Source organism: Pseudomonas sp. LS_2, from assembly GCF_042709235.1.
Taxonomy (GTDB): Bacteria; Pseudomonadota; Gammaproteobacteria; order Pseudomonadales; family Pseudomonadaceae; genus Aquipseudomonas.
The window spans coordinates 204,722-229,115 of the sequence record NZ_JAVAYC010000007.1; the positions used below are offsets into that span (position 1 = coordinate 204,722).

A 24,394-nucleotide genomic window follows, 5' to 3' on the forward strand; every position below is an offset into this window, starting at 1 on the left:
AGGTGGCGGCAGTTGCGGCATATTAGGGCACTGCGCCGCTGCCTGTACTGGGAGAGGCGCAATGGCGCCGACGGGCGGATTCCTGGTGGTTTCGGTCAATTCCTCCGTCATTTAGGTTGCCCCATGCCGCGTGGCGACTTAGACTTCCGCCCCCTGTAAAAGAGTGCCGGTTGGCGCTTGAAGAATTCCGCCGGCGGCGCCTGTTCGCTGACGGCTCCCGAATCGCCCAAATGCACATTTTTCATAGAGAAATCGATGACCAAGGAACAGTTGCTGGCCATGTCGGCCGATGACTACATGAACGCAGAACAGCTCGCGTTCTTCACCAAGCTGCTGCAAGAGATGAAAGTCCAAACGCACGAGCGCATCGAACTCAGCCGCAACTCCATCGAGAGCCTGGACAGCCCATCGGACCCCGCTGATGTGGCGTCGGTCGAGGAAGAGCGCACCTGGTTGGTCAATGCCATCGAGCGTGACCAGCGCCTGCTGCCGCAACTGGAGATGGCCCTGGACCGCATTGGCGACGAAAGCTTCGGCTGGTGCGACGACAGCGGCGAGCCGATCGGCCTGAAGCGCCTGTTGATCAGCCCGACCACCAAGTACTGCATCGAAGCCCAGGAGCGCCACGAGCAGCTCGATCGCCACCAGCGGCAGATCTGACACGCGAACTCGGCAGAAGGCCCCAGGAAGTGATTCCTGGGGCCTTTCGCGTTTTCCACGGTGGTGCGGCGGAATGTTTGTAACGTCTTATGTGCAAGAAATACGTATCGCCTCTCGACGGCTTTCGTTGTTTTCGGGCATATTCGTCCTCTTGCAATCTGCGGTTGAATAACGGGGCCCTGCCTGTCCCTTGGGCCTGACGTTATCTGCCGGATGTTTTCCGACGGTTCAGGGTGCCTGCGCTTCCCCATTGGGGTCCGAGCCTGAAACTGTCGAGAGGTCTGGCTGGCAAGCCGGAATCACTTTTCCTGTTTGTTGCATCGCCAACCTCCGCAGACGCTTCGTACAGCGTTTCATTAACCTTTCTGGGTTTCGCATTGAGCGAACCGTTGGCCTGCGTCTGTCGGCGCCTGGCGACGGGGGGTTTAACCGGTTTGAGGATCTTTCATTGGCAGTCAGTACGTTGGATACCCATGCCCTGTTCGCCCTGGGCGATTTGCGGGCCAGGTTGGTCAAGTTGTTCCACGGCCGTTTCATCTATGTCACCGAGCAGAACCCTGAAGGCTTGTACATGGCCGAAATCGACACCGACAGCGCGCTGGTGGTCGATGACAAGCAGCGCCTGGAGCTGAAGGTGGGCGACCACTTCCGGGCAGCGGTACTGCCGAGCCGTGAAGGCGGCAAGCTGGAGCTGCGCTTTCGCGAGATCAAGTTGAATGTCTATGGCGTTGGTGACTATGCCTTTGTCTCGGTACCCGAAGGCGACGGCATCGTGTTTCGTGATGGTCACGGCGTCATGTTGGTATTTGCCGCGCGCGAGCAGGTGGCGCAGGGGCTGGGCAAGTTGCTCAAGGCGGTGACTGGCAAGGTCGCCAAATGGCGTAAAGGCGAGTTGACCACCTTCAAGGCCAGCGAGTGATTGGCGAACGTGGCCGCGAGGCCTTTCATCGCCAGCACCATGCCGAGGCGCTTGCCCAGGCAGAGCGCTTGCTGGCGCGGCGTGAACAATTGCAGGGTGCTTGGCTCAGCTGGGTGGCCGGCGAGCTTTACCAGCTCAAGCCGGCGCCGTTCGCGGCCATGGTACGGCGTGAGTTGCAACGGCTTGCGCAGACGGGCAACTGAGGCTGGCGCTACCCCTCAGCCTTTGTCACAACCGCTGCTGACCTCTTCAGGTACATTTTCCCCGGCCATGCGTTTGCGAAACAGCGCTGCCCTGGCCAACAGCAAGGTCGTCACCGGAACGGTGATCGACAGCAGGATGGGGATCAGCCAGGCGTGCAACACCGCTTCCTGCTTTAGCCAGGAGAAGTACAGGATCGACGCCAGGCTCACGCACCAGGCGCCGATGGTCGAGGCCAGGGCGGGTGGGTGCATGCGCTGGAAATAGTCCTTCAAGCGCAGCATGCCTACGGCGCCGATCAGGGCGAACAGGCTGCCGACGAGCAGCAGGATGGCGGTGGCCAGCTCCAGCCAGAATGGCAGTTCGATGGTATCGCTCATTCGATCACCTCCCCTCGCAACAGGAACTTGGCCAGGGCGAACGAGCCGACGAAGCCGAACAGGGCGATCAGCAAGGCGCCTTCGAAGTAGGTATCACTGCCATAGCGTATGCCCAGTATCAGCATCGTCAGCATGGCCAGGATGTACAGGTAGTCCAGTGCCAGCACCCGGTCCTGGGCGGACGGGCCGCGGAACAGGCGCACCAGCGACAGCGTCATGGCGATGACCAGGATGAACAGGCTGGCGAGAATGGCGTAGGCAAGTACCCCAGTCATTCGAAGATCTCCCTCAGCGGACGTTCATAGGTGTGCTTGAAGTGCTCGATGAAAGCCGCCTCGTCCTCTAGATCGAATACATGCAGCAGCAGGACGCTGCGGTCCAGGGCCAATTCCGACCAGACCGTGCCGGGTACCACCGTGGTGATCATCGACAGCGCGGCCAGGCCGTGGGCGTCGCGCAAGTCCAGCGGGATGTGCACGAAGGCCGAGCGCGGCGGGTGGCTGCCCATGAACAGCACGGTGCGAGCAACCTGCAGGTTGGAGGCGATCACGTCGATGCCGACACGGCCGATCAGCCTGGCGATGGCCAGTGGGCGGCGCACGTGGGCGTGTTGCGGTCGCAGAGGTGCCATCAGTATTGGCGCCAGCACGCCGAGCAGGGCGCCGAGCAGCAGGTTGCCGGGGCTGATCGAGAGGTTCAGCAGCAGCCACAGGAAGAACAGCGACACCGACAGCAGCGGGGCAGGGAAGAACCGCTTCATGGCTGCACCTCCACCCGCGTGGTAGGGCCGGGCAGGGCACGGGTCGACATGACTGCCTCGATGTAGGTGTCCGGTGATTGCAGCCCGGCGGCGGTATCCTGGGTGTAGCGCAGCAATGGTTCGGCACGCAGGCTGAGGAAAATGCACAGCCCGAGCAGTACCGCTACCGGCACGTACTCGTAGCGACGCAGCAGCGGCGAGGGGCGCTCCTCGGGTTTCCAGAAGCGCTGGATACCGACGCGGCCAAAGGCGATCAGCGAGGCCATCCCCGACAACACCAGCAACGTCACCAGCCCCCAGCCAGCCGCCGACAGCGGCTGCTCGGCGGCTACGCCCAGCCCCAGCGGGTTGAACAGCGCACTGATGAGATTGAGCTTGCCGATGAAGCCCGACAGCGGCGGCATGCCGATGATGAGCAGGGCACAAGCGATGAAGCTCAGACCCAGGAACGCCATGGTCCAAGGGATGATCTGGCCGATCACCGCCTTCTGTTCGTCGTCGAGGTTGATGCCCTTGGGTGGGTGCAGCGTCTCCAGTGGCGAAGGAATCGCATCGTCTTCATCGTCCAGCGGTGCTTCGTTGGCCGAGCGTGAACGTTCCACCAGTTCGGCCAGCAGGAACAGCGCACACAGCGCCAGGGTGGAGCTGGCCAGGTAGAACAGGGCAGCGCCGGTCAGCACGGGCTGGCCAAAGCCGATGGCGGCCAGCAGCGTGCCCGCCGACACCAGGATGCTCAGTGCCGCCAGGCGCTCCAGGCGCTGGGCAGCGAGGATCGACACGGCCGCCACCGCCAGGGTGACCAGGCCGCCGTACACCAGCCACTCCCCACCAAAGTGCGCCGAAGCCCCGGCTTGCCCGGAGAACAGCAGGCTCCACAGGCGCAGCACGGCATACACGCCAACCTTGGTCATGATGGCGAATAGAGCCGCGACCGGGGCGCTGGCGGAGGAATAGGCCGGTACCAGCCAGAAATTCAGCGGCCAGATACCTGCCTTGACCAGGAAGGCCGTGGCCAGGATCGCCGCGCCGGCATGCAGCAGGCCGCGGTCGGCCTCCGTGACCAGGGGGATCTTCAAGGCCAGGTCGGCCATGTTCAGCGTGCCGGTCACGCCGTAGAGCATGGCGGCACCCACCAGGAACAGCGACGAGGCGAACAGGTTGACCGCAATGTAGTGCAACCCGGCCTTGACCCGCGCACGTCCCGAACCATGCAGCATCAGGCCGTAGGAGGCGGCCAGCAGCACTTCGAAGAAGACGAACAGGTTGAACAGGTCGGCGGTGAGGAAGGCGCCGTACAGGCCCATCAGTTGGATCTGGAGCAGCGCATGGAAGCTGGCCCCGGCGCCGTCCCAGCGGGCGCGCGCGAAGATCAGCGCGCAGACGCCGATGATGCCGGTGAGCGTCAGCAGCAGTGCCGAGAGGTGGTCGAGCACCAGCACGATGCCGAAAGGTGCCGGCCAGTTGCCTGGCAGGTAAACGCCGATCGACTCTGCCTGGCCCTGGGTGCGCACCCACATCAGCAAGGTGATGGCGATGACCAGGCCCGCCAAGGTCGACAGCAGGTTGATGCGCCCCTTGAGATGCCGGTGTTTCTCGCCCGCCAGCAACAGCAACGCTGCGGTGATCAGTGGCAGCAGGATCGGCGCGACGATCAGTTGGTTCATCCAGCTCATTCCTCACGCTCCCGGCCATCGACGTGGTCGGTGCCGGTCAGGCCGCGCGAGGCCAGCAGCACGACCAGGAACAGGGCGGTCATGGCGAAGCTGATGACGATCGCGGTAAGTACCAGGGCCTGGGGCAGCGGGTCGGTGTAGTGCAGCAGGTCTTGCGGGACGCCGTCCTTGATGATCGGCTCCTTGCCGATGAACAGGCTGCCCATGCTGAAGATGAACAGGTTGACGCCATACGACAGCAGGCACAGCCCCATGATCACCTGGTAGGTCCGTGGGCGCAGGATCAGCCACACGCCGGAGGCGGCAAGGACACCGATGGCGACTGCAATGACTTCTTCCATCAGGCGGCTCCTGCTTGGCTGGATTTCGGGTGACCCGGGCGATAGGCACGTACCGACTGGTGCGCCAGGGCGGTGAGGATCAGCAGGGTCGAGCCGACCACAACGGTGTACACGCCGATATCGAAGAACAATGCGCTGGCCACGTGCACGTCACCCAGCAGCGGCAGGTCCAGGTGCGCGGTGTGGGTGGTCAGGAATGGGTAGCCCAGCGTCATGGCGCCGATGCCGGTCAGGGTGGCGCACAAAAGGCCGGTGCCCATCCAGCGCAGCGGGCGCAGGCTCATCTGCGCTTCGACCCACTGGGTGCCGGCGACCATGTACTGGAGGATGAACGCCACCGACATCACCAGGCCGGCGACGAAGCCACCGCCGGGCTGGTTGTGGCCGCGCATGAACAGGTACATCGACACCAGCAGGGCGATTGGCAGCAGCAGGCGTACGAGTGCGGCCGGCACCATCATGAAGCCCAGTGCGGTATCGGTGGCATGGCGCGGGTTGATCAGGTCGGTGACCACGTCCGGGGCCAACTGGCGCTGCTGAGACGGCAACTGCATGCTTTCCTTCGGCGGGCGGAAGCGGCGCAGCAGGGCGAAAACGGTCAGGGCCACGGCCACCAGCACGGTGATCTCGCCCAGGGTATCGAAGCCGCGGAAGTCCACCAGCATCACGTTGACCACGTTGGTACCGCCGCCTTCGGGCAGGGCGCGGCTCAAGTAGAACGATGAAATGTCGTTGGGGGTTGGCCGGGTGAGCATGGCATAGGACATCAGTGCCATGCCGCCACCGACCAGCACCGCCAGCAGCAGGTCGCGCAGGCGCCGCAAGCGGGCGCGGTCCTGGCTGCCCGGCACTGGCGAGACGCCTTCGATACGCCGCGGCAACCAGCGCAGGCCCAGGAGTATCAGCACGGTGGTGACAACTTCGACCACCAGCTGGGTGAGGGCAAGGTCGGGGGCGGAGAACCAGACGAAGGTGATGCAGGTCATCAGGCCGCAAACACTCACCATGATCAACGCGGCAAGGCGGTGATACTTGGCTTGGTAGGCGGCGCCGATGGCGCAGGCGATGGCGATCAGCCAGAGCGCGACGAATACCCCGGAACCCGGGATCTTCGGGCGGTCGCCCCAGCTGATGCCGCTGTACAGCAGCGGCGTGAGGCCCGCGAGGAAAGCAGCCAGCACCACCATGAACAGCTGCGTTTGCAGGCGGCGGCTGGTCAGTAGTGACTCGATGCGCTTGGCCAGCAGCATCAGGCGCACCAGGCCGTGTTCGAACAAGCGCTTGCCGTTGAAGCGTTCGATCAGCGGTGGGTACGGGAAGCGTCCCAGGCGCAGTTGCTTGCGCAGCAGCAGGTAAAGCAGGATGCCGCCGCTCATGGCCACGAGGCTCATGATCAGCGGTGCATTCCAGCCATGCCAGATAGCCAGGCTGTATTCGGGCAGCGTGCCTCCTACCACCGGCAAGGCCGCGGCGGCCAGCAGCGGGCCGACCGACTGGGCGGGGAAGATACCCACGACCAGGCAGGTGAGTACCAGCAGTTCGACCGGCGCGCGCATCCAGCGCGGCGGCTCGTGGGGCGTGTGTGGCAGGTCTTGTGCGGTGGGGCCGAAGAATACGTCGACGGTGAAACGCAGAGCGTAGGCCACGCTGAAGGTACCGGCCAGGGTGGCGATCACCGGCAGCGCGGTTTCGACCCAGGCGGTGGCGCTGATGAACACCGTCTCGGCGAAGAACATTTCCTTGGACAGGAAGCCGTTCATCAGCGGCACCCCGGCCATCGAGGCACTGGCCACCATGGCCAGCGTGGCGGTGTAGGGCACCATGCGCACCAGGCCGCTGAGGCGGCGGATGTCGCGGGTGCCGCTTTCGTGGTCGATGATGCCGGCGGCCATGAACAGCGAGGCCTTGAAAGTGGCGTGGTTGAGAATGTGGAACACCGCCGCCACTGCCGCCAGCGGGCTGTTCAAGCCCAGCAGCAGGGTAATCAGGCCCAGGTGGCTGATGGTCGAGTAGGCCAGCAGCCCTTTGAGGTCGTTCTGGAACATTGCCGCGAAGGCGCCCAGCAACAAGGTACAGGCCCCGGCCCCGCCGACTATCCAGAACCATTCCTCGCTGCCAGACAGCACCGGCCAAAGGCGTGCCAGCAGGAAAACCCCGGCTTTGACCATGGTCGCCGAGTGCAGATAGGCGGAAACGGGGGTGGGCGCCGCCATGGCATGGGGCAGCCAGAACTGGAACGGGAACTGCGCGCTCTTGGTCAGCGCGCCGATCAGGATCAACGGCAGCAGCACCGGGTACAGGGCGTGCTGGCGGATGGTGTCGCCTGCGGCGAGGACCTTGTCCAGGTCGTAACTGCCGACCACGTGACCGAGCAGCAGCGCGCCGACCAGCAGGCACAGCCCGCCCGCACCGGTCACCATCAGCGCCATGTAGGCGCCGCGACGGGCGTCATGACGGTGGTGCCAGTAGCCGATCAGCAGGAAGGAGAACAGGCTGGTGAGCTCCCAGAAGAACACCATCTGGATGAGGTTGCCGGAGATCACCAGGCCGAGCATGGCGCCCATGAAGGCCAGGAAAAAGGCGAAGAAGCGTGGTACCGGGTCTTGTGGCGACATGTAGTAGCGCGCGTACAGCGACACCAGGGTGCCGATGCCCAGCACCAGCAGTGAGAACAGCCAGGCGAAGCCGTCCATGCGCAGCACCAGGTTCAACCCCAGGCTTGGCAGCCAGAGGAACTCCTCGCGGATGACGCCGCCCTGGGCGACCTGCGGGTACAGCAACGCGACCTGAACCGTGCCGACCAGGGCGACGAGCCCGGCAAGGATGGACTCGGTGTTGCGTGCGTTGTGCGGCAGGACGGCTGCCAGGCAACTGCCCACGAAGGGCAGAAGCAATAGCACTATCAATGACATAGCGTTCTAATCTGCGGGAGTTTGCCAAGGATCATACGTGCCGCAGGGTGGATCACCAACCCGCAAGCTGTCGCAGAATCCTACAAATACGATGTGACACGCGGCTTTTTTATAACATCTTCTTTCAAAGCATAGTCACTGGCGACGTATTCAGCGTCCCGGCTCGCCTTCGCCCGCGTCCATGGTTGCCAGTCCTGGCAGGGGTTCCCTGTTGCGTCGAAACTTCAGTTCGCTGACCACGACGGCGACCACGATCAGCAGTGCGCCCAGCAGCGCCACCCCCGGCAGGCGTTCGCCGGCGATGCGCCCGACGATGCCGGCCCATACCGGTTCACCGGCGTAGATCAGGGTGGCGCGGGTTGGCGAGACGGATTTCTGCGCCCAGTTCATCGCCACCTGGATGATCGCGCTCATCGCACCCAGGCCGATGGCGCTGGTCAGCAGCAACCAGGAGAAGCCCGGCAGGGCCTCGCCGGTTGGCACGATCATCAGGAACGACAGTGCCGAGGCCGTCGCCAATTGCACCACGGTTACCCGACGCACATCGACTTTGCCTGCGTAGCGGCTGATCAGGATGATCTCAACCGCAATCGCCACCGCGCTCACCAGGGTCACCAGCTCGCCTTCGCTGAAGTGCAGCGCGCCGCCTTCAGGCCCGGCCAGCAGCACCAGGCCGATGAACGCCAGGCAGATACCCAGACTCGGCATCAACCCTGGGCGGCGCCCGAGTACCAGCCATTGCAGCAGGGGCACGAACGGCACGTAGAGCGCGGTGATGAACGCCGACTGGCTGCTGCTGATGGTTTGCAGGCCCATGGTCTGCAAGCCGTAGCCGAGCATGATCGACACCCCGATCACCACCCCGGCCTTCAATTCCGTGAAGGTCAGCCCCGGCAGCGCGCGCGCCGAGACGATGCCGACGAACAGTGCGGCAGCTGCGAAGCGCAGGCCGACGAAGAACATCGGCCCGCTGACCGTCATGACGTTGTGTACCAGCAGGAAGGTGCCGCCCCACAGCATGGTGATGAACACCAGCACCAGTTCAGCCTTGCTCAGGCGAAAGGAAACGGAAGGCCGAGGGTGATGGGGGGACTGGTTCATGGTCTTGCGCACTCGGAAGGGGCGGCGCACAATCGCCGCAAAATGTGGGCAGTATACTGCGCAACCCCACCCAGTGAGCAATATAGTGCACAAAGATTCCTCGCACCGTGCCTCGGTGCTGCAGCACGTCAGCCAGAATATCCGCAGCCTGCGCACGGCAGGAGGCCTGAGCCAGAGCGCGTTGTCCGAGCGCTCCGGTGTCAGCCGGCGCATGCTGGTGGCGATCGAGGCGGGAGAAAAGAACGTCAGCCTCACCACCCTCGACCTGATCGCCGAAGCCCTGGGCGTGGCGTTCAGCACCTTGATCCAGGCGCCGGACCAACGCGACCCAGGCCGCATCAACGAACTGGCCTGGGCCGGCGAGCACCCTGACAGCCAGGCCGTGCTGCTTGGCAGCAGCCCGGCGCGGCGTGAGGTGGAGTTGTGGGCGTGGACTCTGGCCCCGGGCGAGCATTATCGCAGCGAAGCCGATGCCGAGGGCTGGAGCGAGCAGATCTATGTCACCGAAGGGTGCCTGACGCTGGTCATCGAAGGGGGTGAACTGCGCCTGGACGCCGGCGAGTTCCACATCTTCCCCAGCAATTGTCGTTACGCCTATCGCAATGATGGCGACGTGCCGACACGCTTCGTGCGCAATGTAGTGATCTAGGCTCAGCGCGCGTACTCGGCGAGCAGTACCTGGGTACTCTCCACTCGTGCGTAGGCGAAGGCCAGTGCGGCCATGAAGGCCGTATGCACCTGTGCCGCAGGTACCGTCTTGCCATTGAATTCCAGATCCCGGGTGGCGCAGGCATCATGGGCCACCGTGACCTGGTAGCCGTAATCGGCAGCGGCGCGGGTTGCGGCGTCGATGCACATGTGGCTCATGCTGCCGACGATGGTCAGCGCCTGCACGCCGTGCTGGTCGAGCAGCGCCTTGAGCTCGGTTTCGCGGAACGAATTGACCTGGTGCTTGAGTATCACCTGTTCATCGGCAGCCGGGGCGACCTTGGGATGGATGCGCGCGCCTTCGGAACCAGGGGTGAAGAAGGGTGCGGTTTCGCTTGCGAACTCATGACGCACATGCACCACCAGGTCGCCGCGCAGGCGTGCCGCGGCGAGCAGGCGGACAGCGTTGTCGGCGGCGTTGTCGGCGTTGTCCAAGGTCCACTTCCCGCCTGGGAAATAGTCGTTCTGGATGTCGATGATGATCAGGGCCTGTTTGCTCATTGCGTGCCTCCTCGGGCAGTGGTCGTGGTGTGGAGATAGTTATAGGCTTGGGCGACCCGCTTGAGGATTGGCGCGACCGACACAATGACGGCAAAAACTGACACCCCTACATGCCTTGAGATTGGCGTGCTGGTCTACCCTGGCGCGCAGAGTGCGGCTGTGCACGGGTTGAGCGACCTGTTCGCGATAGCCAACCAGGTGGCCAACGAGCTCGGGGCGGACGAGTTGCCAACGATACGTGTCAGTCACTGGCAGGCCGACGTGCAGGGGCAGTTGCAGGTGATTCACGACACCCAGCCGCATTCGCCCAACGACGTGCGGGTGCTGGTGGTGCCGCCAAGCCTTGGGCAGGCGCCGGACGCGCAACTGCTCGAGCTGTACCGCGCCCCGCTGCGCAAATGGCACGGCCGAGGCACAGTGCTTGCCTCGGTGTGCATCGGGGTGTTCTTCATCGCAGCCAGCGGGCTGCTCGACGGGCGCCCGGCCACCACCCACTGGAACTACGCGCAGGCACTGGCAGAGCGTTTTCCCAGGGTGCGTGTGGAGGCCAGCCAGCCGGTGCTGGACGACGGCGACCTGGTGACCTCGGCCGGGCTGATGGCCTGGACCGACCTGGGCCTGCGTTTGCTGGAACGCTACCTGGGTGCGACCGTCGCGCGCGAGACCGCACGCTACCTGGCGGTGGCGCCAGTGGCGACTGCGCTGCCGGGGGCACTGTTCAACCCTTGCCTGGACCACGGCGACGAAGCGGTGCTGAAGGTGCAGCATTGGCTGCAAGGCAGCGGCGCTCGCGAGGCGAGCCTGGCGAGCATGGCCGAATGCGCTGGCCTGGAGGAGCGCACCTTCCTGCGGCGCTTTCGTGCCGCGACCGGGCTTCGCCCCACCGAATACTGCCAGCAGGTGCGGGTAGGGCGGGCGTGCCGCCTGCTGGAGTTCACCCGGCGCAGTGTCGACCAGATCGCATGGGGCGTCGGTTACCAGGACCCAGGGGCGTTTCGCAAGGTGTTCCAGCGCTTGACCGGGGTAACCCCCAGCGACTACCGCAAGCGCTTCGCCGTCAGCGGCTGACTGGCCTGCTCAAGGCGCCGGCTGGTCGGGTGGGTGAGGCCCTGGCCCTTCCTCTGCCAGGTGGTCCTGGCGGTTGCGCAGGGGGCATTCCTTGAGCGACATGCAGCCGCAACCGATGCAGCCGTCCAACTGGTCGCGCAGCATCAACAGTTCATCGATACGTCGGCTCAGGTCGTCGCGCCACTGCGCTGAGAAGCGTTGCCAGTCCTCGGCGGTGGGGGTGTGCCGTTTGGGCAGGGTATTGAGCGCTTCGGCGACCTGCGCCAAGGGCACACCCAGACGCTGGGCCATCTTGACCACGGCCACCCGGCGCAGCATCGCGCGATCGTAGCGGCGCTGGTTGCCGGCGTTGCGGGTGCTGTAGATCAACCCCTTGGTTTCGTAGAAGTGCAGAGCCGTGACGGCCACGCCGCTGCGCGCTGCCAGCTGGCCGACACTGAGCAGACGATCGCTGGCTGTCGGTACGTTGGAAGGCATGGGAAAAACTCCTTGACCTTGAGTTAACTCGAGGTTTTACCCTGCTCGCCATCCCGCTGCAAGCAACTGCCGTTCAGGAGATTATCGATGCCAGCCAACCCCCAATCCCTGTGGTTCACCCAGATGATCGAGTACGAAGTGCCGACGACCCGGCAGCAGGCGCTGGCAGATGCGCTGGTGCTGCGCGCCGAGCAGATTGCCACGCGTTGCGAGGGGCTGCTGGGCGTGAGCGTCCAAGCCAGCGAGGATGGCAGCCGCGTACTGCAATGTTTGCAATGGCGGTCGCGTCACGAATGGGCTGCAGCGGCGCCACGCTTCGCCGAGGAGCCGTTTTTCGAGCTGCTGCAGCGGCACCAGGCGCGGAGTGTCAACTTCACCGCCTACCAGGCCTTGCGCAGTCTGGTGCGAGGTCGTGATGGTGGTTTGCACTGCCAGGTCGGCGGGGCTCAGGCATACCAGGGTGCATAATGCGGGTAGCGGTCCAGGCGCGCGCCGATGACCATTTCGCTGACCCAGGCGGTGAGTATCGAGCTGTAGGCTTTCTGGCTTTCTTCGCTGGACAATGCATGGTCGGCGCCGTCGACGATACGGTGGGTGAGCGAGTGGGCACCGACGAACGCAGAGCGATAGCTCATCAGCGTACTGTGCGGTACATAGTCGTCCTGCTCGGACTCCACCAACAGGACGTCGCCGCTGAATTCGGCGCAGGCGCCCAGCGCCCGGTTGTCGCTGGGCCCCAGGGGGCTCAGGCGATAAGCGTTCAAGCGCTGGCGGTCGAGGGCCTGCTTGGGGCTGTCCCACTCGTCGTCCCAGTACAGTGCCGGTACCCGCAGGGCCAGCCACTTCACCGGGCGCAGGGTGGTGAGCAGGGTTGCCAGGTAGCCGCCGTAGCTACTGCCGATCACGGCGACGGCCTCAGGGTCCACCGAAGGGTGCTCGACCAGGCGGTCGTAGGCGGTGAGCAAATCGGCAAGGTTGTGCTCGCGGGTCACGGTCAGGCGCTGGCTTTCGGTCTTTTCATGGCCGCGCAGATCGAAGGTCATGCACACGCAACCCAACCCGGTGATTTGCCTGGCCCTGGCCAGGTCGCGCTGCTGGCTGCCGCCCCAGCCGTGGACGAACAATATCCCCGGCATCCGGCTGCCTGGGCTGACCAGGGTGCCGGCGATGCTTTCGCCAGCCACCTGCAATTCCACGGTTTCACTCTGAATGGCCATGCTCGCGTATCCGCGCGAATTTACTGAATTGTCCGAGTTCACTGTCATCCCCTTGATAGAAGAGCGTGGCATCGTCCGGCAGCTCGGGTGCGCCGAATACTTCGTGGGTAGAGGCGCGCACGCGCTGCAGCGCGGGGTCGTCGGCGAACGCCTGCAGGGCGAGAATCTCTGCGCTGCTGGCACCGCCCAGGCGCCAGGATTGCTCGAGCACGCCGCTGCGCAGGTGGCCGCGGACGTCAAGGCCGCGGGCGATGTCGTAGTTGCGGCGCGAGGCGATGAAACCGGGCAAGGTCCGTTCGGCGGCCCGCTCGTAGAGCATGGCCTGGTTGACCGCCAGGCGCAGAGGGTCTTGCAGTGGCAATTGCAGCAGGGCCTGGTAGTCGCCGCGTACCACTACCAGGTCGGAGCCGCCATAAACCTCGTTGCCTTGGTGGTCCTGGGTCAGCTGTTGGGTGCCGTAGTAGCTGCATGTAAGCCCGGCGACGCGGACCTGGCCCACGCTGAAGGTCTCGACCTGGTGCAGGTCTTCCTCGAGCACCAACCCCCACAACGACAGTGTCTGGTCGTCCATGGCGGCCAACATCGGCTCCAGTTGATCCAGGCGCTCGATCACCTCTTGCCCGCGTCCGGCTCGGCCCTGGACCGGCTTGAGCCGGACCGCGCCCCCGCGTAGCAGCAGCTCGGCGGCCCGTCGAGCGTCGTCCTTGGCGAACACCGTGTAGCCCCGCAGCAAGGCATCGCTGGCTTGCAGGGCGAATGCGTCGGTCCAGCCCGGTGGAAAGCGGGCATCGGCGGGCAACGGGTGGGAGATCGCCTTGGTAGCCATGTAGGGCACGCTGACTACGCCACCGAACAGGTCGTGCTCGTCATTAATGCCCATCGATGCATAGCGCAACGGGTCGATCAGGGTTTCCGTGGGCAGGTAATAGTAGTGGTCGTCGACAGTGGGCGTATGGCCCGGCGCGAGCTCGGCGAGCGGCAGCCCGAGCAGGCGCGCCAGGTGCTCGGCAAGCTTGCGCTGGGCGACGCGCTCGTGGTCTGGTACCTGCTCCCGGTTGTCGAGCAGGACAAGGGCGGCTTTCGGCGTTGGGGCTGAGGCCATGGTGATCCCGTCCGCTTGGTGGCGTATATGGGACTGTGAAGCCGCCTGCCCGAGGTTAGTTCAGTGCAATGGATCGGTGGTGGCTGCCCGAGGTAGTGGTGTCGGCCTCGATGCTGCCATTCCAGCCGCCACCCAGTGCCTTGTACAGGGTGACCGCCGACGCAGCGGCGTCATAGGCGGCGTCCAGTCGGTCGGCCTGCGCCTGTTGCAGGCGCGCCTGGGTTTCCAGCAGTTCTATATGACTGGCATTGCCTTGGCGGTAGCCGGCCAGCACCGCGTCTCGGGCCTGCGCCCTGGCGCGTTCGCTGTTGCCCAGCAGATGGGCGCGGCGCTCACCTTCGAGCAAGGCGCTGATCGAGTTTTCCACCTCGGCGCTGGCTTCCAGAACCTGTTCCCGGTAGCTGGCCAGAAGGCCTGCGTAGGCACCCTTGGCGCCTTGCACCTCGGCATCCACACGCCCGAAGTCGAACAGGCGCCAGCGCAGTCCGAGGGTGGCGGCGGCCTGCTTGCTGTCGCCGCTGAACAGGTCGCCGGCGTGGGGGGTGGTGCTGCCGATCAGCGCCGACAGCGACACCTTGGGGTAGTACTCGGCCAGCGCCTGGCCGATGCGCTCATTGGCCGCTGCCAGGCGCCGCTCGGCGACGATCAGGTCCGGGCGCCCGCGCAGCAGGGCCGCAGTGCCGCCGGCCGCTTCGATGCGCGGTGCCGTGGGCAGGGGCGCGGGGGCATCCAGCCCTGCGTCCGGGGTGCCGGGCAGGCGTGCGAGCAACACGTCCAGATTGTTTCGCGCTGCGCTCAGGCGCGTCCGTAGCGCCGGGACCGATGCCTGGGCCAGGGCCAGTTCGGCGCGCGATTGCTGCAGCTCGCGGTCGGGCGCCAGGCCACGGTTCTTCAGCACCTCTACCAAACGCAAGATAGCGCCTTGGGTGGCCACCTGTTCCTCGGCGACACCCAGGCGCGCTTGCAGCAGCCTGACCAACAGGTAGCCATCGATGACGCCAGCGGCTACCTGGATGCGTGCCGCTGCTTGGTCGGCCTGTGCCGCCTGGTACTCGGCCAGCGCGGCCTCGGCACCACGGCGCAGGCCGCCGGCCAGGTCCAGCTCCCAAAGGCTCGAGATGCCCGCGTCATACAGCGTGCCGCTGCGCTCGAAGCCAGGCAGCACGCTACGTTCGGTGGCCACCTGCGGGTCTTGCAGCGACCGCCGCGCGCGGCTGGCGCCGGCGTCGGCATGCCCCTCGGGTAACAACTGGGCGCGGGCGCCCTGGGCGAATGCCTGGGCCTGGGTGCGGCGAGCCAGGGCCTGTTCCAGGCTGAGGTTCTGGCGCAGCGCGGTGTCCACCAGGCGATCGAGCACCGGGTCGCCAAAACCTTGCCACCAGCGCTCGAACGGGGCGTTCGACGGCAGGCTGTGGCGTGCCTCAAGGGCGCGAGAGCCGACGAAGCGTTCGCTGTGCTGCACCTCGGGTCGTTGGTAGTCGGGGCCGACCATGCAGCCGCCCATGCCCGCGAGCGCTGCAAGCACGAGTACACTGTGCGTGCGCCTGAACCGCAGTCGAGTCATTGCCGTATCCTCAGGAAAGCGAATTTGTTTACAGTATTCTTAAATCGTTACTTGCCTGTCAATGGACCTGCCCGCCTATGAACCCGTCTACCGACCCGCTCGAGATCGAACTGCCGTCCTCCGGCCAGCGCGGCCCTGTCGACCACGACCGCCGCTTGCAGATCCTACAGGTGGCCGACCAGCATTTCCGTCAGTTCGGCTATCGCAAGACCTCCGTGGCCGACCTGTCCAAGGCAATTGGCATCACCACTGCCTACATCTACCGTTTCTTCGAGTCCAAGCAGTCGATTGGCGAGGCGATCGTGGCCATGGTACTGGGCGAGCTGGATAACGAGCTGCGCCGACAGATCGCCGAACAGCCCTCGGCCACCCGTAAATTCAGGGCTTTCACCCGCCAGGCGCTGCTGCTGAGCCATGCCCTGTTCATCAACCAGAACAAGCTGTTCGAGCTGGTGGCGGTGGCCGCCGAGGAGCACTGGTGCACCGCTACCGGGCACTGGGAGGCGCTGGACGACATGATCAAGGCGATCATCGAAGAGGGTCGGGCCAGCGGCGAATTCGAGCGCAAGACGCCCCTGGACGAAGTGGTACTGGGTATCCACGAAGCGCTGATTCCCTACACCCACCCCTTAAGCATGGAGCAGCGCAGCCTCGCGCAACTCGAGGCGGGAATGGAAGCTGTCACCGGTTTGGTGTTGCGGAGTCTGGCCCCTTAGTTTTGTTTTCATGTTGACACATTCGTAACCTGTAAACAGAATGCCTCCAAACGAGGAGGCGTTCATGTCAACCTATGCTCATCTGCGTGTCATCCTGGCGCCCGTTGCTGCCGGCCTGCTGCTTGGCGGCTGCGGCGACGCGGCATTACCCGACCCTCGGGTCGATCACCCCCCTTTGGTCAGTACCATCAGGGTCAGTGCCGAGACCAGTGCCCAGCAGCGCCGTTTCACCGGTGTGATCGCTGCGAAGGTCGAGAGCCCGGTGGGATTTCGGGTCGGCGGCAAGGTCGCCCAGCGCCTGGTCGATGTCGGCCAGCGGGTCAAGCGAGGCCAGTCGCTGATGCGCCTGGACGTCAGTGATTTCGACCTCGACGTGCGCAACCGCCAGGCCCAGCTGGACCAAGCCCTCGCGGCGAAGGTGCGGGCCGAGGCGGACTTCACCCGCATGCAGGGGCTGGTCGAGCTGGGGGCGATTTCCGCCAAGGACTTCGACCAGTTCCAGGCCGCGCGCAATGCTGCGCGCGCCGCTTGGGAGGCCGCCAGCAGCCAGCTGGCACTGGCCCGCAACAGCCTGGGCTATGGCGACCTGCGTGCCGACAGTGATGGCATCGTGGTCGAGCGCCTGGCCGACACTGGCCAGGTAGTCGGCGCCGGGCAGCCGGTAGTGGTGCTGGCTCAGGAGGGGCCCCGCGAGGCGGTGCTGGACCTGCCGGAAAACCTGCGGCCGGCCTTGGGCTCGCTTGCCAGTGCCCGGCTGTTCGGCCAGGCGGGTGTCGAGTTCGATGCACGCTTGCGCGAGCTGTCCGGCGCGGCCGAGCCGAAAAGCCGCACCTACCGCGCTCGCTATGTGCTCGAAGGCGATACTCGCCAGTTGCCGCTGGGCGCCACGGTGGTCATCGACATTCCCATCGCGGGTGCCTCCGAGGTGCGCGAGGTACCGCTGGCCGGGTTGCATGACCGTGGTAACGGACCGGGGGTGTGGGTGGTGTCGGAAGACAACACCGTGCATTACCGGGCGGTGAAGCTGCTGCGCATCGAGGACGAACAGGCGCTGGTCGGCGACGGCGTGGCGGTCGGCGAGCGGCTGGTCGCCTTGGGCGTGCACCAGTTGCATGAGGGCCAGCAAGTGCGGGTACAGGACGGGCAGCAACCATGACCGGCTTGAACCTTTCTGCGCTGGCCGTGCGCGAGCGCGCGGTCACCTTGTTTCTGTTGCTCGCTATTTTTGCGGCCGGCACCCTGGCGTTCCTCAAGCTGGGGCGCGCCGAAGACCCGGCATTTACCGTCAAGCAGATGACCCTGGTCACCGCCTGGCCCGGCGCAACCGCCCAGGAAATGCAGGACCTGGTAGCCGAGCCGCTGGAAAAGCGCCTGCAAGAGTTGCGCTGGTACGACCGTACGGAAACCTTCACCCGTCCGGGGCTGGCCTTCACCACCCTGATACTGCGCGACAGCACGCCACCCAAGGAGGTGCAGCAGGAGTTCTACCAGGCGCGCAAGAAAGTGCGCGACGAACAGCAGAACCTGCCTGCCGGAGTATTGCGTACGCAGATCAACGACGAGTATTCCGATGTCACCTTTGCTCTCTATGCCCTCAAGGCACCGGGCGAACCGCAGCGGGTGCTGGCCCGCCAGGCAGAGACGCTGCGCCAGCGCCTGCTGCACGTGCCGGGGGTGAAGAAGGTCAATATCATCGGCGAGCAGCCCGAGCGCATCTTCGTCGATATCTCCCATGACCGCCTGGCCACCCTTGGCCTGTCGCCCAACGATATCTTCGCCGCCTTGCACCGGCAGAACGCCGTCACCCCGGCTGGCTCCATCGAAAGCCACGGCCCGCAGGTGCAGGTGCGCCTGGATGGCGCGCTGAACAGCCTGGAGCAGATTCGCCAGACGCCCATCGAGGTCAATGGCAGGGTCATCAAGTTGAGGGATGTCGCCCAGGTGCACCGCGGCTACGAAGACCCGGCCAGCTTCCTGGTGCGCAACGGCGGCGAAGAGGCCTTGCTGCTGGGCGTGGTGATGCGTGAGGGCTGGAACGGGCTGGAACTGGGCAAGGCGCTGGAGCAGGCGCGAGTGGGAATCACCGCCGAACTGCCGCTGGGCATGTCGCTGAGCAAGGTTACTGACCAGTCGGTGAACATCCAGGAGGCGGTGGGCGAATTCATGCTCAAGTTCTTCGTCGCCCTGGGCGTGGTGATGGCAGTGTGCTTGCTCAGCCTCGGCTGGCGGGTCGGTCTGGTGGTGACCGCTGCCGTGCCGCTGACCCTGTCGGCGGTGTTCGTGATCATGCTGGCCACCGGGCGGGACTTCGACCGCATCACGCTGGGGTCGCTGATTCTCGCACTTGGCTTGCTGGTGGACGATGCGATCATCGCCATCGAGACCATGGTGGTGAAGATGGAAGAGGGCTACGACCGCCTGCGCGCCTCGGCCTACGCCTGGAGCCACACAGCGGCACCGATGCTGTCGGGCACGCTGGTGACCATCATCGGTTTCCTGCCGGTGGGCTTTGCCATGAGCACCGCGGGCGAATACGCCGGCAACATCTTCTGGATCGTCGCCTTCGCGTTGCTGGCCTCGTGGCTGGTGGCGGTAGTGTTCACGCCGTATTTGGGGGTCAAGCTGTTGCCGCGCATCGTGCCGGTCGAAGGCGGCCACGCCGCTATCTACGCCACGCCGAACTACAAGCGGTTCCGGCGCCTGCTTGGCGTGGTGATCCAGCGCAAGTGGTGGGTGGCGGCGTTGGTGGTCATCAGTTTCGTGGTGGCGGTGTTGGGCATGGGTGTGGTGCGCAAGCAGTTCTTCCCGTCCTCGGACCGCCCCGAGGTGTTGGTGGAAATCCAGATGCCCTACGGCACCGCCATCGAGCAGACCCGCGCGGCCACCGAAACCGTGGAGAAATGGCTGGCGAAACAGCCGCAAAGCCAGATCATCACCTCCTATATCGGCCAGGGCGCCCCGCGCTTCTACCTGGCCATGGCGCCGGAGCTGCCAGATCCTTCATTTGCCAAGGTGGTGGTACTTACCGCGAGTGAGCAGGACCGCGACACGCTCAAGCTGAACCTGCGCGAGGCGGTGGCCCAGGGCCTGGCGCCCGAAGCGCGAGTGCGTGTGACGCAACTGGTGTTCGGCCCGTACTCGCCGTTCCCGGTGGCATTTCGTGTGGTCGGGCCGGATGCCGACAAGGTGCGGGTGATCGCCGAGCAGGTACGCGTGCAGATGCAGGCCAACGCGCACATGCGTACGGTCAACACCGACTGGATGGAGCGCGTGCCGAGCCTGCATCTGAGCCTTGACCAGGATCGTCTTCAAGCGTTCGGCCTTAGCTCGGCGCAGGTGGCCGAGCAGTTGCAGTTCCTGCTCAAGGGCAGTGCCGTGACCCAGGTACGCGAAGACATTCGCAAGGTCGACGTGATCGCCCGCAGCGGCGGCGATACCCGGCTGGACCCCGCGCGTATTGGCGATTTCAGCCTGGTGGCCAGCGATGGTCGACGCGTGCCATTGGAGCAGGTCGCCGACCTCCAGGTGCGTGCCGAAGACCCGTTGCTGCGCCGGCGCGACCGCGAACCGACCATCACGGTACGCGGCGATATCGCCGAGGGCCTGCAACCACCTGATGTCTCGCTGCAGGTGTGGAAGGACCTGCAACCGTTGATCGGGCAACTGCCCAGCGGCTATCGCATCCAGCTGGCCGGGGCCATCGAGGAGTCGGGCAAGGCCGATGCGGCGCTGGCACCGTTGTTCCCGATCATGGCGATCCTGACGATGATCGTGATCATCTTCCAGGTGCGTTCGCTGTCGGCCCTGGCGATGGTGCTGGCGACCGCGCCGCTGGGTTTGGTCGGGGTGGTGCCGACCTTGCTGCTGTTCCAGCAGCCGTTCGGCTTCAACGCCCTGGTCGGGTTGATCGGCCTGGCAGGGATCCTGATGCGCAACACCCTGATCCTGATCGGGCAGATCCATACCAACCAGGCAAGCGGGCTGACACCCTTCGACGCGGTGGTCGAGGCTACCCTCCAGCGTGCCCGGCCGGTGCTGCTCACCGCACTGGCAGCGGTGCTGGCGTTCATCCCGCTGACCCAGTCGGCGTTCTGGGGCACCTTGGCCTACACGCTGATCGGCGGCACCCTGGGCGGCACCTTGCTGACCTTGATGTTCCTGCCGGCGTTGTATGCCATCTGGTACCGCATTGGGTTGCCAAAGGCTACAGCGTGAACCTCATGCCTCGTCCGGCAGTTTCTTCAGGCGGCAGGCCCGCGCTGGGCGAGTCGTGCCCAGCGGGCGTGCCGCCTCCGAGACGTTCTGTCCGGGGAACTGCACCTGGACTACGCCGTCGGTTGGGGGCTGGGCAATGGCTGGGTGGTCGGCGTGGGCGGCTATGCGCTGTACCAGGCACGACGTTCGCGCGCTGGACCCCTGGAAGGGTAATCACCCCGGGGGATTGCTGGCGCCTGCGGGCTGTTCCATTATCCGCGCTTTGGAACAGCCGAAGATTTCAACGCAGGAGTGCGAATGAACAGTCAGTCCCCCATTCTGGAAACCGTGCCGGCGCGACTGGCGCGCGTGCGCGAGGCCATGGCCAGGGAAGGCGTGGATGCCTTGCTGGTGCCCTCGGCGGACCCGCACCTGTCGGAGTACCTGCCGGGGTTCTGGCAGGGGCGCCAATGGTTGTCGGGGTTCCAGGGATCGGTCGGTACCTTGGTGGTGGCGGCGGACTTCGCTGGCCTGTGGGCCGACAGCCGGTATTGGGAACAAGCCGATAAAGAGTTGGCCGGCAGTGGCGTCGAGCTGATGAAGCTGATCCCGGGCCAGCCTGGTGCGCTGGAGTGGCTGGGCGAGCACGTTCGCGCGGGCGGCGTAGTCGCGGTTGATGGTGCTGTGATGGCAAGCGCTTCGGCACGCCAGCTGGGGGAGCGCCTGCAACCGCGTGGGGTGAGTTTGCGCACCGATATCGACCTGCTTGGCCAGGTTTGGCAAGACCGCCCCGCGTTGCCAAGCAACCCGGTCTACCAGCACCTTCCACCCTATGCCACGGTCAACCGTGCAGAAAAACTCGCCGAGTTGCGTCGGACTATGCGCGAGAAGGGCGCCGACTGGCACTTCATCGCGACCTTGGATGACATCGCCTGGCTGTTCAACCTGCGTGGCAGCGATGTTTCCTACAACCCGGTGTTCGTTTCCTTCGCGCTGGTCAGCCAGGATGAGGCCTTGCTGTTCGTCGGACGCGACAAGATAGATGCGCACCTGCGCGAGGTACTGGCTATCGACGGTATCGAGGTGCGCGACTACGCCGATGTCGGCGCTGCGCTGGCGGGCATCGCTGCCGGCGCACGCTTGCTGATCGACCCGGCACGTGTCACCTGTGGTTTGCTGGATCACCTCGATGGCCGGGTGCAGAAGGTCGAGGGCCTCAATCCGACCACCTTGAGCAAGTCGCGCAAGGGTGCAGACGACCTGGTACACATCCGCCAGGTGATGGAGCAGGACGGCGCCGCGCTGTGCGAGTTCTTCGCCTGGCTGGAGGCCCGCCTGGGCCAGGAGCCTATCAGCGAGCTGACCATCGATGAGCAGTTGAGCGCCGCGCGTGCCCGACGCCCGGATTTCGTCTCGCTGAGTTTCTCGACCATTGCGGCGTTCAATGCCAACGGCGCCATGCCGCATTACCGCGCTACCGAACAATCCCATGCGCTGATCGAAGGTGACGGCTTGCTGCTGATCGACTCCGGCGGCCAGTACCTGGGCGGGACCACCGACATCACTCGGATGGTGCCGATCGGCACGCCGACGCTTGAGCAGAAACAGGATTGCACTCGGGTACTCAAGGGCATGATTGCGCTGTCACGGGCAGCCTTCCCACGCGGCATCCTTTCGCCGTTGCTCGATGCCATCGCCCGGGCGCCGATCTGGGCTGAGCAGGTCGACTACGGGCATGGCACGGGCCATGGTGTAGGCTATTTCATGAACGTGCACGAGGGGCCGCAGGTCATCGCCTACCAGGCGGCGACCACCCCGCAGACTGCGATGCAGGCGGGCATGATCAGTTCCATCGAGCCCGGCACCTATCGTCCAGGGCAATGGGGGGTGCGCATCGAGAACCTGGTGGTCAACCGTGAGCTGGGCCAAAGCGCTTTCGGCGACTTCCTGAATTTCGAAACCTTGACGCTGTGCCCGATCGATACCCGTTGCTTGTTGCCGGAGCGGCTCAATGCAGAGGAAACCGCGTGGCTGAATGACTACCACCGGACCGTGCGCGAACGCCTGTCGCCTTTGCTCAAAGGGGATGCGCTGGCCTGGCTGGAGCAGCGTACCGTGGCGCTTTGATCCATGGACAATGAAAAAGGGCAGCTTCGCGCTGCCCTTTTTCATTCACTTGCAGATGACGATCATGCTGCGGCTCGTGTAGCCCGCCGGATTGATTCCGAAGACGTAATCGCCAGGTTCTTCCTCGCTGTCCCCGGAGCGCGCGATCACCTTGTAGCCTTTGCTGCCGCAAGAGGCGGCGGCCATGTTGTAGCACTTGTCCCAGGAGGAGGAGAGGCCCGAACAGTTGATATGCAGGCCCTTCTTGCCGCGCTTGACCTCGGTCTTGGCCGTCGCGGCACATCCAGCTATGGCCAAGATGGCCAGGATGAGAAAAATACGTTTCATTCCTGTCCTTAAATGAAGGGGCAATACGGGCTCACCCCCGGTCTAGTCACTTCGTGCTTCCTTGATCTCTCCGGCGTCCATGTCGGGTCAGTAGACAGCTTGAAGATTATGGTTTTGTGACAGCTTAAGGTGCCAGGCTGGCAGGTACAAGGTTGCTTTTCCTGTAAATGAAAGTATTTCCCATATCAGTCGGCAGCAACGGGAGGGTTGGCTTCCTTTCTCATGGACAGCGTGGCGCCGATCGAGGCAGTGATGATGGCCAGGATCGCCAGCCATTGCGTCAGGCTCAGCACTTCGCCCAGGAACAGGAGGCCTGACAGTGCGCCAAAGACCGGCTCGATGCTCATCAGGGTGCCGAACGTGCGCGCAGGCATGCGGGTCAGGGCCACCATTTCGAGGCTATAGGGCAGGGCGGTGGAGAGGATGGCAACGCCCAAGGCCAGCGGGATCAGTGCCGGGTTGAGCAGCGCACTGCCGGCATGGACGATACCGATGGGGGCGACGAACAAGGCGGCGATCACTACTCCGAGGGCGGCGGTCTGGATGCCGTTTTCCGCACCTGCCCGTTGGCCATAGAGAATATAGAGAGCCCAGCAGACGCCCGCACCCAATGCATAGCCTGCGCCCACCAGATCCAGCGACTGGCCGGTCTGGCCGACGGGGATGAGCAGCAGCAAGCCGACGATGGCCAGCGCGATCCACAGAAAGTCGATTGCCCGGCGCGAGGCGAATATCGCCACTGCCAGGGGCCCTGTGAACTCAAGGGCGACGGCGATGCCCAGCGGAACCGTGCGCAGCGACATATAGAAGAGGAAGTTCATGCCCCCCAGGGCCATGCCGTAGATGATCACGCTGCGTAGGGTGCTGCTGTTCAGGCGTGCGCGCCATGGGCGTAGCAGCAACAGCATGATGACGCTGGCGAACACCAGGCGCAGGGTAGTAGTGCCTTGGGCGCCGATGAGGGGGAACATGCTCTTGGCTAGCGAGGCACCCGACTGGATCGAGGCCATGGCAATCAGCAGCAGGCCGATAGGAAAGAGCGTGGCGGCCAGGCTGCGGGGCTGGGTGTTCATTTCGGCGCGGCGATCCTGTAAAGGCAATGGGAGAGAGTTGCGCACTATAGTGCGCAATCACACGGTTTGGCTACAACCGGCTGTTTTATTTGGAATAAAGGCTTGACGGGGTTTCTGAGGCCCTTATAATGCGCCCCACTTCCGACGTAGTCGAAGCGCAAAACTTCTTGAATATCAATGAGTTGAATGCTTCAGGTGGTATCGGAAGGGCTTCGATCCTGGAGTCGGAAGCGGTGAAAAGGCAGTTGACAGCAGGTTGTAACGCTGTATGATTCGCCTCCCGCTACGAGCGATCGCAGCGAGTCAAGTGGTTGAAGTTGAACGAGTTTCTCGCAGAAAACTTCAAAATAAACACTTGACAGGCTTAGAGGAA

Annotated in this window: 24 protein-coding genes and 1 pseudogene; 11 read left to right on the forward strand and 14 right to left on the reverse strand. The window is 64.5% G+C overall.

Going from position 1 to position 24,394, the window contains the following annotated elements; genetic code table 11:
- Positions 1 to 255 precede the first annotated feature (255 nt).
- From RAC97_RS09210 to RAC97_RS09220, 3 genes are all read left to right on the forward strand, one after another.
- Complete coding sequence (locus tag RAC97_RS09210; RefSeq protein WP_375100641.1) at positions 256 to 660, forward strand: TraR/DksA family transcriptional regulator; 405 nt, start codon at positions 256 to 258, stop codon at positions 658 to 660.
- A 448-nt stretch (positions 661 to 1,108) separates the two neighbouring features.
- Positions 1,109 to 1,579 carry a hypothetical protein gene (locus RAC97_RS09215; RefSeq protein WP_375100642.1) on the forward strand — a complete coding sequence of 157 codons (471 nt, stop codon included), beginning with the start codon at positions 1,109 to 1,111 and terminating at the stop codon, positions 1,577 to 1,579.
- Positions 1,579 to 1,782: a hypothetical protein gene (locus RAC97_RS09220; RefSeq protein ID WP_375100665.1), complete on the forward strand. Its 204-nt coding sequence runs from the start codon at positions 1,579 to 1,581 to the stop codon at positions 1,780 to 1,782. Before RAC97_RS09215 ends, RAC97_RS09220 begins: the two co-directional genes overlap by 1 nt.
- 15 nt (positions 1,783 to 1,797) lie before the next feature.
- Here the strand turns inward: RAC97_RS09220 and RAC97_RS09225 are convergent, their stop codons facing one another.
- From RAC97_RS09225 to RAC97_RS09255, 7 genes are all read right to left on the reverse strand, one after another.
- Complete coding sequence (locus RAC97_RS09225) at positions 1,798 to 2,160, reverse strand: Na+/H+ antiporter subunit G (RefSeq protein ID WP_375100643.1); 363 nt, start codon at positions 2,158 to 2,160, stop codon at positions 1,798 to 1,800.
- Positions 2,157 to 2,435 (reverse strand): K+/H+ antiporter subunit F, encoded by a 279-nt coding sequence (locus RAC97_RS09230; RefSeq protein WP_375100644.1) that lies wholly within the window; start codon positions 2,433 to 2,435, stop codon positions 2,157 to 2,159. The genes RAC97_RS09225 and RAC97_RS09230 overlap by 4 nt, the downstream gene beginning before the upstream one ends.
- Positions 2,432 to 2,920 carry a Na+/H+ antiporter subunit E gene (locus RAC97_RS09235; protein ID WP_375100645.1) on the reverse strand — a complete coding sequence of 163 codons (489 nt, stop codon included), beginning with the start codon at positions 2,918 to 2,920 and terminating at the stop codon, positions 2,432 to 2,434. Before RAC97_RS09235 ends, RAC97_RS09230 begins: the two co-directional genes overlap by 4 nt.
- Positions 2,917 to 4,593, reverse strand: coding sequence for a monovalent cation/H+ antiporter subunit D (locus tag RAC97_RS09240; protein WP_375100646.1), 1,677 nt, complete (start codon positions 4,591 to 4,593; stop codon positions 2,917 to 2,919). The genes RAC97_RS09235 and RAC97_RS09240 overlap by 4 nt, the downstream gene beginning before the upstream one ends.
- Positions 4,590 to 4,934, reverse strand: coding sequence for a Na+/H+ antiporter subunit C (locus RAC97_RS09245; RefSeq protein ID WP_375100647.1), 345 nt, complete (start codon positions 4,932 to 4,934; stop codon positions 4,590 to 4,592). The genes RAC97_RS09240 and RAC97_RS09245 overlap by 4 nt, the downstream gene beginning before the upstream one ends.
- Positions 4,934 to 7,846, reverse strand: coding sequence for a monovalent cation/H+ antiporter subunit A (locus tag RAC97_RS09250; RefSeq protein ID WP_375100648.1), 2,913 nt, complete (start codon positions 7,844 to 7,846; stop codon positions 4,934 to 4,936). Before RAC97_RS09250 ends, RAC97_RS09245 begins: the two co-directional genes overlap by 1 nt.
- A 150-nt stretch (positions 7,847 to 7,996) precedes the next feature.
- Positions 7,997 to 8,947, reverse strand: a complete 951-nt coding sequence (locus tag RAC97_RS09255) for a DMT family transporter (RefSeq protein ID WP_375100649.1) — start codon at positions 8,945 to 8,947, stop codon at positions 7,997 to 7,999.
- Between the two features lie 85 nt (positions 8,948 to 9,032).
- Here RAC97_RS09255 and RAC97_RS09260 point away from each other — a divergent pair, with 85 nt between their 5' ends.
- Positions 9,033 to 9,596, forward strand: coding sequence for a helix-turn-helix domain-containing protein (locus tag RAC97_RS09260; protein ID WP_375100650.1), 564 nt, complete (start codon positions 9,033 to 9,035; stop codon positions 9,594 to 9,596).
- A 2-nt stretch (positions 9,597 to 9,598) separates the two neighbouring features.
- On the opposite strand, the gene RAC97_RS09265 is transcribed toward RAC97_RS09260, so the two are convergent.
- The gene (locus RAC97_RS09265; protein WP_375100651.1) at positions 9,599 to 10,156 is read right to left on the reverse strand and encodes a cysteine hydrolase family protein; all 558 of its coding nucleotides are present in this window, start codon (positions 10,154 to 10,156) and stop codon (positions 9,599 to 9,601) included.
- A gap of 84 nt (positions 10,157 to 10,240) precedes the next feature.
- On the opposite strand from RAC97_RS09265, the gene RAC97_RS09270 reads away from it, so the two are divergent.
- A complete protein-coding gene (locus RAC97_RS09270) occupies positions 10,241 to 11,224 on the forward strand; it encodes a GlxA family transcriptional regulator (protein ID WP_375100652.1) in 984 nt (327 codons plus the stop codon).
- Between the two features lie 9 nt (positions 11,225 to 11,233).
- On the opposite strand, the gene soxR is transcribed toward RAC97_RS09270, so the two are convergent.
- Positions 11,234 to 11,701, reverse strand: a complete 468-nt coding sequence (gene soxR / locus RAC97_RS09275) for a redox-sensitive transcriptional activator SoxR (protein WP_375100653.1) — start codon at positions 11,699 to 11,701, stop codon at positions 11,234 to 11,236.
- 87 nt (positions 11,702 to 11,788) lie between these two features.
- Here soxR and RAC97_RS09280 point away from each other — a divergent pair, with 87 nt between their 5' ends.
- The gene (locus RAC97_RS09280) at positions 11,789 to 12,169 is read left to right on the forward strand and encodes an antibiotic biosynthesis monooxygenase (protein WP_375100654.1); all 381 of its coding nucleotides are present in this window, start codon (positions 11,789 to 11,791) and stop codon (positions 12,167 to 12,169) included.
- On the opposite strand, the gene RAC97_RS09285 is transcribed toward RAC97_RS09280, so the two are convergent.
- From RAC97_RS09285 to RAC97_RS09295, 3 genes are read right to left on the reverse strand one after another with little or no spacing between them, the layout of a single operon-like run.
- Positions 12,148 to 12,918, reverse strand: a complete 771-nt coding sequence (locus RAC97_RS09285) for an alpha/beta hydrolase family protein (protein ID WP_375100655.1) — start codon at positions 12,916 to 12,918, stop codon at positions 12,148 to 12,150. The two genes, RAC97_RS09280 and RAC97_RS09285, sit on opposite strands and share 22 nt — an antisense overlap.
- Positions 12,902 to 14,026 (reverse strand): DUF3182 family protein, encoded by a 1,125-nt coding sequence (locus RAC97_RS09290; RefSeq protein ID WP_375100666.1) that lies wholly within the window; start codon positions 14,024 to 14,026, stop codon positions 12,902 to 12,904. The genes RAC97_RS09285 and RAC97_RS09290 overlap by 17 nt, the downstream gene beginning before the upstream one ends.
- 49 nt (positions 14,027 to 14,075) lie before the next feature.
- The gene (locus RAC97_RS09295) at positions 14,076 to 15,584 is read right to left on the reverse strand and encodes an efflux transporter outer membrane subunit (RefSeq protein ID WP_375100656.1); all 1,509 of its coding nucleotides are present in this window, start codon (positions 15,582 to 15,584) and stop codon (positions 14,076 to 14,078) included.
- Positions 15,585 to 15,661: 77 nt separating this feature from the next.
- On the opposite strand from RAC97_RS09295, the gene RAC97_RS09300 reads away from it, so the two are divergent.
- The 5 genes and pseudogenes from RAC97_RS09300 (at position 15,662) to RAC97_RS09320 (ending at position 22,621) form a co-directional block, all read left to right on the forward strand.
- Complete coding sequence (locus RAC97_RS09300; protein ID WP_375100657.1) at positions 15,662 to 16,300, forward strand: TetR/AcrR family transcriptional regulator; 639 nt, start codon at positions 15,662 to 15,664, stop codon at positions 16,298 to 16,300.
- Between the two features lie 64 nt (positions 16,301 to 16,364).
- A complete protein-coding gene (locus RAC97_RS09305; RefSeq protein ID WP_375100658.1) occupies positions 16,365 to 17,456 on the forward strand; it encodes an efflux RND transporter periplasmic adaptor subunit in 1,092 nt (363 codons plus the stop codon).
- On the forward strand, positions 17,453 to 20,515 hold the full coding sequence (locus tag RAC97_RS09310; protein WP_375100659.1) for an efflux RND transporter permease subunit: 3,063 nt from the start codon (positions 17,453 to 17,455) through the stop codon (positions 20,513 to 20,515). Before RAC97_RS09305 ends, RAC97_RS09310 begins: the two co-directional genes overlap by 4 nt.
- A gap of 81 nt (positions 20,516 to 20,596) precedes the next feature.
- Positions 20,597 to 20,707: pseudogene (locus RAC97_RS09315) on the forward strand (transporter); the annotation flags it as partial.
- Positions 20,708 to 20,812: 105 nt separating this feature from the next.
- The gene (locus RAC97_RS09320) at positions 20,813 to 22,621 is read left to right on the forward strand and encodes an aminopeptidase P family protein (protein WP_375100660.1); all 1,809 of its coding nucleotides are present in this window, start codon (positions 20,813 to 20,815) and stop codon (positions 22,619 to 22,621) included.
- A 45-nt stretch (positions 22,622 to 22,666) separates the two neighbouring features.
- Here RAC97_RS09320 and RAC97_RS09325 read toward each other — a convergent pair whose 3' ends face one another.
- Together RAC97_RS09325 and rhtA are read right to left on the reverse strand one after the other, a co-directional pair.
- On the reverse strand, positions 22,667 to 22,948 hold the full coding sequence (locus tag RAC97_RS09325) for a hypothetical protein (protein ID WP_375100661.1): 282 nt from the start codon (positions 22,946 to 22,948) through the stop codon (positions 22,667 to 22,669).
- 185 nt (positions 22,949 to 23,133) lie between these two features.
- Positions 23,134 to 24,021, reverse strand: a complete 888-nt coding sequence (gene rhtA, locus RAC97_RS09330; RefSeq protein WP_375100662.1) for a threonine/homoserine exporter RhtA — start codon at positions 24,019 to 24,021, stop codon at positions 23,134 to 23,136.
- Positions 24,022 to 24,394: the final 373 nt, after the last annotated feature.